The following is a 9,822-nucleotide window of genomic DNA, read 5'->3' on the forward strand; positions in this document are numbered from 1 at the left end:
CGCGCTGGCGGACCGCCACCGCGAGGGCCTGGCCCTGGGCCGCGCGGGCCGCTGGGCACAGGCGGGCGAGGTGCACCGCGCGGTCGCGGCCGAACGTGCCCAGGCGCTGGGCCCCGACCACCCCGACACCCTGGTCAGCCAGTACGAGGTGGCCTTCGCCCTGAGCCGGACCGGGCGCGAGGCGGACGCCCTGCGCGAGTTCGGCCTCGTCGCCCAGGCCCGTGCCCGCACCCTGGGCCCCGACGACCCGGGCACCCTCGACGCCCGCCAGGAGACCGCCTACGTCCTGGGCCGCCTCGGACGCCACTTCGAGGCCCACGGCATGTACGCGGCGGTGCTCGCCGCCCGCGAGCGCGTCATGGGCGCCGACCATCCGGCCACCCTGCGCTGCCGCCACAACCTCGCCTTCAACCTGAGCCGCCTCGGCCGGCTGGAGGACGCCCAGCGCGTGGCGCACGAGGTCGCCGCCGACCGGGCGCGGGTGCTGGGCCCCGGGCACCCCGACACCCTGGTCTCCCGCTACGAAGTCGCCTACGTCCTCGGCCAGTCGGGGCGCTGGATCGAGGCGCTCCAGGTCTACCGCGAAGTCGCCTCGGCGCGCGCGACCGCGCTCGGGGCCGACCATCCCGACACGCTCGCCGCCCGGTACGAGACCGGTATCGCCCTCGGCCGTCTGGGGCTCGGCGCCGAGGCGCTCCAGCTGTACCGCGCGCTCGTGGAGGACCGCACCCGCGTCGACGGGCCCGAGGACCCCGAGACCCTGCGCGCCCGCCACGGCCTCGGCGTCAACCTCGGGCGCCTGGCCCGCTGGGAGGAGGCCCTCGTGGAGGCCCGTGACGTGTGCGCGCTGCGCGAACGCGTCCTGGGCCCCGACCACCCCGACACCCTGGTCAGCCGGCGCGAGACAGCCGTCGGCCTCGGCTGGCTCGGGCGCTGGGAGGCGGCGCTGACCGTCTACCGGCAGGTCGCGGACGCCCGTGAACGCGTCCTCGGCGCCGACCACCCCGACGCCCTCGCCAGCCGGACCGAGGAGGCCCACTGCCTGGAGCGGCTGGGACGCGCCGCCGAGGCGGCGGCCCTGAAGCACCGGGTCGCGTCGCTGCGCAAGGAGAGCGGCCGGGGCGGTCAGGGCGGCCGGTAGCGGTCGGCGGATCACCGGCGCCACCCTGGCCGCCGGTGATCGGCGCGTGCTAGGAAGGGCCATGCCCGCACAGCAGGTCTACGACACCGTGATCGTCGGCGGGGGCCACAACGGCCTGGTCGCCGCCGCCTACCTCGCCCGCGCCGGGAAGTCGGTGCTGGTACTGGAGCGTTTGGGCCGCACCGGCGGCGCGGCCGTCTCGACCCGTCCCTTCGCGGGCGTGGACGCCCGGCTCTCGCGCTATTCCTACCTCGTCTCCCTGCTGCCCCACAGAATCGTCGACGATCTGGGGCTGCGCTTCGCCGTCCGCAAGCGAACAATCTCCTCGTACACACCGGCGGTACGCGACGGCCGCCCCACCGGGCTGCTCGTCGGCGGCGGCGGGGAGCGCACCCGCGCCTCGTTCCACCGGCTGACCGGCTCCGACGCCGAGTTCACGGCGTGGCAGGAGTTCTACCGGATGACCCGGCGGGCCGCCGGGCGGATCTTCCCCACGCTGACCGAGCCGCTGCCCACCCGCGCGGCCCTGCGCGAGCGGCTGGGGGACGACACGGCGTGGCGGGTGCTCTTCGAGGAGCCGATCGGCGTCGCCGTGGAGGAGCGCTTCCGGGACGACCTGGTGCGCGGGGTCGTCCTCACCGACGCCCTGATCGGCACCTTCGCCGACGCCCACGACCCCTCCCTCGCCCAGAACCGCTGCTTCCTCTACCACGTCATCGGCGGCGGCACCGGTGACTGGGACGTGCCGGTGGGCGGGATGGGCGCGTTCACCGACGCGCTCGCGGGCGCCGCCCGGGCGGCGGGCGCGGAGATCGTCACCGGGCACGAGGCGACCGCGCTGCGCACCGACGGCCGCGAGGCAGAGGTCGACTTCCGTACGGAGGCCGGCGAGGGCACGGTGGCCGCCCGGTACGTCCTGGTCAACGCCTCTCCCGAAGCCCTGGCCGCGCTCACCGGCGGCCCGGCCCCGGAGCCCGCCGAGGGCGCCCAGCTCAAGGTGAACATGCTGCTCACCCGGCTGCCCCGGCTCAAGGACACGACGGTCGACCCGCGCGAGGCGTTCGCCGGGACCTTCCACATCGGCGAGGGCTACGGGGCGCTGGCCACCGCGTACGCCCAGGCGGCGGCCGGTGAGCTGCCCGCCGCGCCGCCCAGCGAGATCTACTGCCACTCGCTCACCGACCCCTCCATCCTCGGCCCGGACCTCGCGGCGCGCGGCCACCACACGCTGACGCTGTTCGGGCTGCACACCCCCGCACGGCTGTTCGCGCGGGAGAACGACACGGCGCGCGAGGCCCTGCTGAAGGCGACGCTGGCGCAGTTGGACGCGCACCTGGCCGAGCCGCTCGCGGACTGCCTGGCCACCGACGCCGAGGGGCGGCCCTGCATCGAGGCGAAGACCCCGCTGGACCTGGAGCGCGAACTGCGGCTGCCCGGCGGCCACATCTTCCACCGCCCGCTCGCCTTCCCGTACGCGCAGGAGTCCGCCGGGCGCTGGGGCGTGGAGACCGCGCACCCCAACGTCCTGCTGTGCGGGGCGGGCGCGGTCCGGGGCGGCGGGGTCAGCGGCATCCCGGGTCACAACGCGGCGATGGCGGTCCTCGGCGGGTAGCGCCGAGGAGGCGGCGATCACCCGGGCCGGGACGCCGGCCGGAGAGCCCGTACGGCACAGGGCAAAGAAACTGACGCAGCATCAGAAAATCTCTTCCCTCGTCGCCCCGGCTGCGGCATCCTGCGGCCCATGCAGACGGAGCTGAGCAGAAGACTGGGAGTGGAGCACGCCATCTTCGGCTTCACCCCGTTCCCGGCGGTGGCCGCCGCCATCACCCGGGCGGGCGGGTTCGGCGTGCTCGGCGCGGTCCGCTACACCGCCCCCGACGACCTCGCCCGTGACCTCGACTGGATGCAGGAGCACACCGGAGGCCTGCCCTACGGCCTCGACGTCGTGATGCCCGCGCGGAAGGTGGAAGGGGTCACCGAGGCCGACGTCGAGGCCATGATCCCCGAGGGGCACCGGCAGTTCGTGCGCGAGACGCTCGTCAAGCACGGGGTCCCCGAACTCGCCGAGGGCGAGGTGTCCGGCTGGCGCATCACCGGGTGGATGGAGCAGGTCGCCCGCAACCAGCTCGACGTCGCCTTCGACTATCCGATCAAACTGCTCGCCAACGCGCTCGGCTCCCCGCCCGCCGATGTGATCGAGCGGGCCCACGCCCGCGGCGTCCCGGTCGCCGCGCTCGCCGGCAGTGCGAAGCACGCCCGCCACCACGCCGAGGCGGGCATCGACATCGTCGTCGCCCAGGGCTACGAAGCCGGCGGCCACACCGGCGAGATCGCCTCCATGGTGCTCGTGCCCGAAGTCGTCGACGCGGTCGGCCCGCTTCCGGTACTCGCCGCCGGAGGCATCGGCAGCGGCGCCCAGGTGGCCGCCGGGCTCGCCCTCGGCGCCCAGGGCGTCTGGCTGGGCTCCCTCTGGCTCACCACCACCGAGGCCGATCTGCACTCGCGCGCGCTCACCCGCAAGCTCCTCGCGGCGGGCTCCGGCGACACCGTCCGCTCGCGCGCCCTCACCGGCAAGCCCGCCCGCCAGCTGCGCACCGAGTGGACCGACGCCTGGGACGATCCGGGCGGCCCCGGCACCCTGCCCATGCCGCTGCAGGGGCTGCTGGTCGCCGAGGCGCTGTCACGGATCCAGAAGTACGAGGTCGCGCCGCTGCTCGGCACACCGGTCGGCCAGATCGTCGGACGGATGAACTCCGAACGCAGCGTCCAGGAGGTCTTCGACGACCTCACCCGCGGCTTCGAGCAGGCCGTGGACCGTATCGCCCGCATCGCGGGAAGGAGCGGGTCATGACCGACTCCCGGCAGCCGCCCAACGGGTTCTGGGCGCAGGCCGCGGCCGACCCCGGCCGGGTGGTGCTCACCGCGCCCGACGGCGAGCGCTGGACGGCGGGACGGCTGCACGCCGCCGTCAACCAGCTGGTGCACGGGCTGCGCGCGGCAGGACTGCGGCCGGGCGACGCCTTCGCCGTGGTGCTGCCCAACGGCGTCGAGTTCTTCACCGCCTATCTGGCCGCCTCCCAGGCCGGGTTCTACCTCGTGCCCGTCAACCACCATCTGGTCGGCCCCGAGATCGCCTGGATCGTGGCGGACTCGGGCGCCAGGGTGCTCATCGCCCACGAGCGGTTCGCGGACGCGGCGACCGCCGCCGCCGACGAGGCGGAACTGCCGGCCGACCGCCGGTACGCGGTCGGAGAGGTGGCGGGCTTCCGTCCGTACGCCCGACTCCTGGACGGGCAGAGCGAGTCCGCACCCGAGGACCGCACCCAGGGGTGGGTCATGAACTACACCTCGGGCACCACCGGCCGCCCGCGCGGCATCCGGCGCCCGCTCTCCGGAAAGCCGCCCGAGGAGGCCCATCTCGGCGGCTTCCTCGGCATCTTCGGCATCAGACCGTTCGACGGCAACGTCCATCTGGTCTGCTCGCCGCTCTACCACACGGCCGTGCTCCAGTTCGCGGGCGCGTCCCTGCACATCGGGCACCCCCTGGTCCTGATGGACAAGTGGACGCCCGAGGAGATGCTGCGCCTGATCGACACGTACCGCTGTACGCACACCCACATGGTGCCGACCCAGTTCCACCGGCTGCTCTCGCTGCCGGAGGAGGTCAGGGCACGGTACGACGTGAGCTCGCTGCGGCACGCCATCCACGGCGCGGCCCCCTGCCCCGACCATGTGAAGCGGGCGATGATCGAGTGGTGGGGGAGCTGCGTGGAGGAGTACTACGCGGCGAGCGAGGGCGGCGGGGCGTTCGCCACCGCCGAGGACTGGCTGAAGAAGCCGGGCACGGTCGGCAGGGCGTGGCCCATCAGCGAGCTCGCGGTCTTCGACGACGACGGCGAGCGGCTGCCCCCGGGCCGGCTCGGCACCGTCTACATGAAGATGTCGACCGGCGGCTTTAGCTACCACAAGGACGAGACCAAGACCCGGAGCAACCGCATCGGGGACTTCTTCACCGTGGGCGACCTCGGCTACCTCGACGAGGACGGCTATCTGTTCCTGCGCGACCGCAAGATCGACATGATCATCTCGGGCGGGGTCAACATCTACCCGGCCGAGATAGAAGGCGTGCTCCTCGGCCATCCGGCCGTCGCCGACGCCGCCGCGTTCGGCATTCCGCACACCGACTGGGGCGAGGAGGTCAAGGCGGTCGTGGAGGCCGCGCCCGGGCACGAGCCGGGGGACGCGCTCGCCGCCGACATCCTGGCCCACTGCGAGGAGCGCCTCGCGGGCTACAAACGCCCCAAGTCCGTCGACTTCATCGCGGCCATGCCGCGCGACCCCAACGGCAAGCTCTACAAACGCCGGCTGCGCGAACCGTACTGGGAGGGCCACGAACGCGCGATGTGAGCCACGGAGCGTGGCCCTTGTGTGATCCACGTCACATCCGGTGACTGTCACGCGCGACGGGGCTCGCCCGTCCTGATGCCGAACCTCCCGTGGGGCCGGACCATGACCCCACGGGACCGACATCGGGAGGAACCCCCATGCGTGTACTTGTCGCCGGAGCCACCGGGGTCATCGGACGGGCCCTGGTCCCGCTGCTGGCCTCGGTCGGCCACGACGTGGTCGCCCTGTCCCGCTCGGCCGGGCGGACCGCCGTGCTGGAGGGGACGGGCGCGCGTATCGTCACGGCCGACGCCCTCGACGCAGGGGCGCTGGACCGGGCCGTGCGCGAGGCGGCCCCGGACGCGGTCGTGCACCTGCTCACCGCCATCCCGCCCCGGCTCGACCCCCGCACAATGCCTCGGCAGTTCGCCCTCACCGACCGGCTGCGCACCGAGGGCACCCGCAATCTGATCGAGGCGGCCCGGCACGCGGGCGCCCACCGGATCATCACCCAGAGCGTCGCCTTCGCCTACGACCCGGACGGCGACGGCCTCGCCGACGAGACCACCCCGCTGTGGCGCACCCCGCCCAAGCAGTTCCGGCGCTCCCTCGACGCGCTGCGGGAGCTGGAGCGGCGCACCGGCGAGGTGAACGGTCTGGTGCTGCGCTTCGGCCACCTCTACGGCCCCGGCACGGCGTTCGACACCGACGGGCAGTTCGTCCGCGACATCAGGGACCGGCGGCTGCCGCTGGTGGGCGGCGGCTCCGCCACCTTCTCCTTCACCCACGTCCACGACGCCGCCACCGCCGTCGTCGCGGCCCTGGACAAGAACGCCACCGGCGTCCTGAACATCGTCGACAACGACCCGGCCCCGATGAGCGAGTGGGTGCCGGAGGTCGCACGGATGCTGGGCGTACCGGCGCCGAGGCGGCTGCCCGTGTTCGTGGCCCGGCTCGCCGTCGGCGGCTGGGGAGTGGCGTACACGACCCGGCTGCGCGGCGCCGACAACACGCGCGCCCGCCTCGGCCTCGACTGGCGCCCGCGCCACACCTCGTGGCGCACCGGCATGGCGGTCGAGTTGAATGGCACTGTGGCCGCGGCGAAGTGACACCCACGGCCGTGAACAGCGCGAACAGGGGAGAGGACGGCGGCATGGCAACGCCGGCGCACCACCGGGACACCGCGACGGACTTGGGCGGCGCGGCCGAGTTCGAGCGGCACCGGCCGATGCTGCTCGGCCTCGCCTACCGCTTCCTCGGCTCCATGTGGGACGCCGAGGACGTCGTGCAGGACGCCTGTGTGCGCTGGCTGGGCACCGACCGCGGCGAGGTCAGGGTGCCGCGCGCCTTCCTGATCAGGATGGTGTCGCGGCTCGCCCTCGACCAGCTGCGCTCGGCTCGGGTGGCCCGCGAGGCCTACACCGGGCCCTGGCTGCCCGAACCGGCCGCCACCGACGCGCTCGGGCCGATGGACACCGCCGAGCTCCGCGACACGGTCGCCTTCGCCACCGTGCACCTCATGGAGCGGCTGACCCCGCCCGAGCGGGCCGTGTTCGTGCTGCGCGAGGCGTTCGAGCTGCCGTACGACGAGATCGCCGACATCCTCGGCTTGAGCGCCGCCCACTGCCGCCAGCTCTTCCGCCGGAGCGGCCGGCACCTCGCGGAGGGACGCGAACGCTTCCGGCCCGCCGCGGAGGACCATGTGCGGCTCTTCACCCGGTTCCTGGAGGCGGCGCAGCGGGGCGACCTCGGCGGGCTCACCGATCTGCTCAGCGAGGACGTCGTCGCCTGGAACGACGGCGGCGGCAGGGTGCGCGCCGCCCTGCGCCCGGTCATCGGCCGCGCCAAGGTGCTGGCCTTCGTCACCGGACTGCTGAAGCGCTACACCGTCGGCGCCACCCGTCTGGTCGACGTCAACGGCGCCCCCGCCCTGTTCACCTCGCTCGACGACCGCTCCCAACTCACCTCGCTCGACATCCGCGACGGCCGGGTCCACGGCATCTACGTCGTGCTCAACCCCGACAAGCTCGGCCACGTCCCGGCCTGACCCCTCCGGCGCGGCCCGCCCGGACAGGGGCGGGCCGCGCGGCCGTCAGCGGTGCTCGCGCACCCGGACGACCCGCAGGGCGGGCGAGGAGAGGATGTCGCGCTCGCAGTAGCGCGAGGTGACCCAGCGCCCGCGCGAGTAGAGCTCCGTCTGATCGCTGTAGTGGGGCGAGCGGACGTTCTCCGACTGGGAGTACGTCAGCAGGGTGCGGGCGACGGGGCAGCGACCGCCGTCCCAGCCGACCGCCTGGATGTGGCTCGATCCGGTCGACACCTCGGTGTAGCCGCGCGCCGGGTCCCACACGCCCTCGACCTTGTTCCAGATGCCCAGCGCCTCCGTCCCGCCCGACAGGGGCAGGCGCTTGCCGCCGCGCACCACGTACTGGTGGTCGCCCAGCGCCGAGTCCAGCGGGATGCCCGCCGCGCGCAGTTCACCGACCGCGTCGGCGAGCGCCCGGGCGACCCCGGGCCTGGCCGTGTCGAGGGTGTTCGGCGTGTGCACCGGGTCGGCGGCGGAGAACGGCACCTTCCACAGCTCGGCCGCCGGCACCGCGGCCGTCAGCCTGCGCCAGTAGCGGTCGAAGAGCAGCGCGCCCCGGCTCCGTGCGTCGACGGTACGGTCCCAGCGGGCCAGCACCGGGCACGCCCCCGACACGTCGACACTGCGGCCGGCGCTGTCCGTCGCGGTGCCGCCGGGCAGCGCGGCGCACGCCCTGGCGGTGTCGGCCGCCGCCAGGTTCCCGGCGGGCGCCCGGTCGGCGAACTCCTGGCGCTGGAGGTCGGCGACGGTCAGCCGCCCCTTCGCGGCCATCGCCGAGACGTCCTCGACGGCCCCGCGGGTGCGCAGCGAGCGCGGGGTGGCGACGCTGCCGAAGACCCGCTCATAACCGGTCAGCGGATGGCCGGCGTTGGTCAGCCAGGCGCTGTCGTTGGAGTTCTCCACGTACGCGGTGTCCTTGAGCACCGGCATACGGGCGGGCCCGAAGACCCCGGACTGGAGCGCGTCCGGGTCCGAGCCGAGGGCGCAGTCGCCGCGCGAGCCGTCGAGGACGGCGACGCCCGATGCCGGGTAGAGCGCCCGGCCCAGCGGGGTGGAGCAGCGTGCGGCCAGGTCGTCGGTGATCCGGGGCAGCACCTGCGACTGGGTGAACAGCGCGTGCCCGTGCGCGTCGGCGGCGACCGTGTTCACCCAGGGCAGGCCCTGCGTGCGGCGCAGCGAGGCGAGGACGTCGTCGGTGCTGCGCGCCCTGGAGAAGCCCAGCGAGGTGTCGGAGGCACGCAGATTGCGGGAGTTGGGATCGTTGAGAGCGAACGCCGTGGCCCTGGTCCAGGGCAGCGGCACCGTCGGGCCCAGCCCGGTCACCACCGGCCCGTACCGCGTCCACCACTGCGTGCGGGTCACCGGGGCGCCGCCCTTGACCGCGACCGTCACGGTCCGCCGGGTCATGCGCTCGGAGCGGCCGTCCACGAGGTACGCGGTGGGGTCGGCCGGGTCGAGGGTCAGCTGATGGAGGTTGAGGGTGACGCCGGTGGCGACGGTGTGGCTCCAGGCCACCTTGTCGTTGAAGCCGATGCTCATGGTGGCGGTGCCGAGCAGGGCCGCGCCGGAGACGTTCAGTTCGCCGGGGATGGTCTGCTGCATCTGCCAGAAGCGGCGGCCACCGTGCCACGGGTAGTGCGGGTTGCCGAGGAGCAGACCGCGCCCGTCGGCGGTGGCGGCTCCGCTGAAGGCGACGGCGTTGGAGCCCATGTCGGCCTGGTCGACCGCGAACAGCCGCTGGGCGGCCTTCGCCGCCTCGCCGGGGTCGGGCGCCGTGGGCGGGGTCGCGGACGCGGGCGGCTGGGCGGCGGTGATGGCGTCGGTGACGCGTCCCTGGCCGCCGAGCACGGATATCGCGAAGCCGCGCGCCGCCACGTCGGTGACGGTCACCGGGCGCACCCAGGCCGCACCCCGGCACGCCGGGTCGGTGACGCGGTGCTGCTTGAGCCAGGCGTTGTAGCCCGCCGCCCAGCCGCGCATCAGCTCCCTCGACTGCCGGCTGGGCCCGGCGGGTGCGGGGGTGGCCAGCAGCTTCTCGACCGTACGGGAGTCGCGTACGGAGGTGAAGTACAGGTCGCTGGAGAGGTTCTTGGTGGCCGCCGAGAGCGAGCCGTCGGGGGCCGCGTCCGGGCCGAACCACTTCGACCGCTCCCCGCGCAGCGTGACGAACCCGTCGGCGAGGGTGCACACCTGGTCGGCGGCCTGGGCG

At 74.2% G+C, this 9,822-nt stretch carries 7 protein-coding genes; 6 read left to right on the forward strand and 1 reads right to left on the reverse strand.

Translation table 11 applies throughout. The annotated features are described in order from the left end of the window. The 6 genes from ACJA3G_RS21025 to sigJ form a co-directional block, all read left to right on the forward strand. Positions 1-1,141: tetratricopeptide repeat protein (locus tag ACJA3G_RS21025; RefSeq protein ID WP_406554564.1), on the forward strand; the 1,141-nt coding region annotated here is incomplete at its 5' end. Between the two features lie 61 nt (positions 1,142-1,202). Beyond that, a complete protein-coding gene (locus ACJA3G_RS21030) occupies positions 1,203-2,753 on the forward strand; it encodes a phytoene desaturase family protein (RefSeq protein ID WP_406554565.1) in 1,551 nt (516 codons plus the stop codon). 129 nt (positions 2,754-2,882) lie between these two features. Then, on the forward strand, positions 2,883-3,992 hold the full coding sequence (locus tag ACJA3G_RS21035) for an NAD(P)H-dependent flavin oxidoreductase (RefSeq protein WP_406554566.1): 1,110 nt from the start codon (positions 2,883-2,885) through the stop codon (positions 3,990-3,992). Next, entirely contained in the window at positions 3,989-5,548 is a 1,560-nt protein-coding gene (locus ACJA3G_RS21040) for an acyl-CoA synthetase (protein ID WP_406554567.1), read from the forward strand. Before ACJA3G_RS21035 ends, ACJA3G_RS21040 begins: the two co-directional genes overlap by 4 nt. Before the next feature lie 137 nt (positions 5,549-5,685). Continuing rightward, entirely contained in the window at positions 5,686-6,636 is a 951-nt protein-coding gene (locus ACJA3G_RS21045) for an NAD-dependent epimerase/dehydratase family protein (RefSeq protein WP_406554568.1), read from the forward strand. 44 nt (positions 6,637-6,680) lie between these two features. Beyond that, positions 6,681-7,574, forward strand: coding sequence for an RNA polymerase sigma factor SigJ (gene sigJ, locus ACJA3G_RS21050; protein ID WP_406554569.1), 894 nt, complete (start codon positions 6,681-6,683; stop codon positions 7,572-7,574). A 45-nt stretch (positions 7,575-7,619) separates the two neighbouring features. Here the strand turns inward: sigJ and ACJA3G_RS21055 are convergent. Then, positions 7,620-9,822 (reverse strand): penicillin acylase family protein (locus ACJA3G_RS21055; RefSeq protein ID WP_406554570.1); only part of this gene is annotated, 2,203 nt, incomplete at its 5' end.

Source organism: Streptomyces sp. YS-3 (assembly GCF_045257485.1).
In the GTDB taxonomy this organism is placed as follows: domain Bacteria; phylum Actinomycetota; class Actinomycetes; order Streptomycetales; family Streptomycetaceae; genus Streptomyces.

What these genes read in the sequence shown, in the direction of transcription:
- ACJA3G_RS21030 (WP_406554565.1), top strand. Translation starts at nt 1,203, where the DNA reads ATGCCCGCACAGCAGGTCTACGACACCGTGATCGTCGGCGGGGGCCAC.
- sigJ (WP_406554569.1), top strand. Translation starts at nt 6,681, where the DNA reads ATGGCAACGCCGGCGCACCACCGGGACACCGCGACGGACTTGGGCGGC.
- ACJA3G_RS21035 (WP_406554566.1), top strand. Translation starts at nt 2,883, where the DNA reads ATGCAGACGGAGCTGAGCAGAAGACTGGGAGTGGAGCACGCCATCTTC.
- ACJA3G_RS21040 (WP_406554567.1), top strand. Translation starts at nt 3,989, where the DNA reads ATGACCGACTCCCGGCAGCCGCCCAACGGGTTCTGGGCGCAGGCCGCG.
- ACJA3G_RS21045 (WP_406554568.1), top strand. Translation starts at nt 5,686, where the DNA reads ATGCGTGTACTTGTCGCCGGAGCCACCGGGGTCATCGGACGGGCCCTG.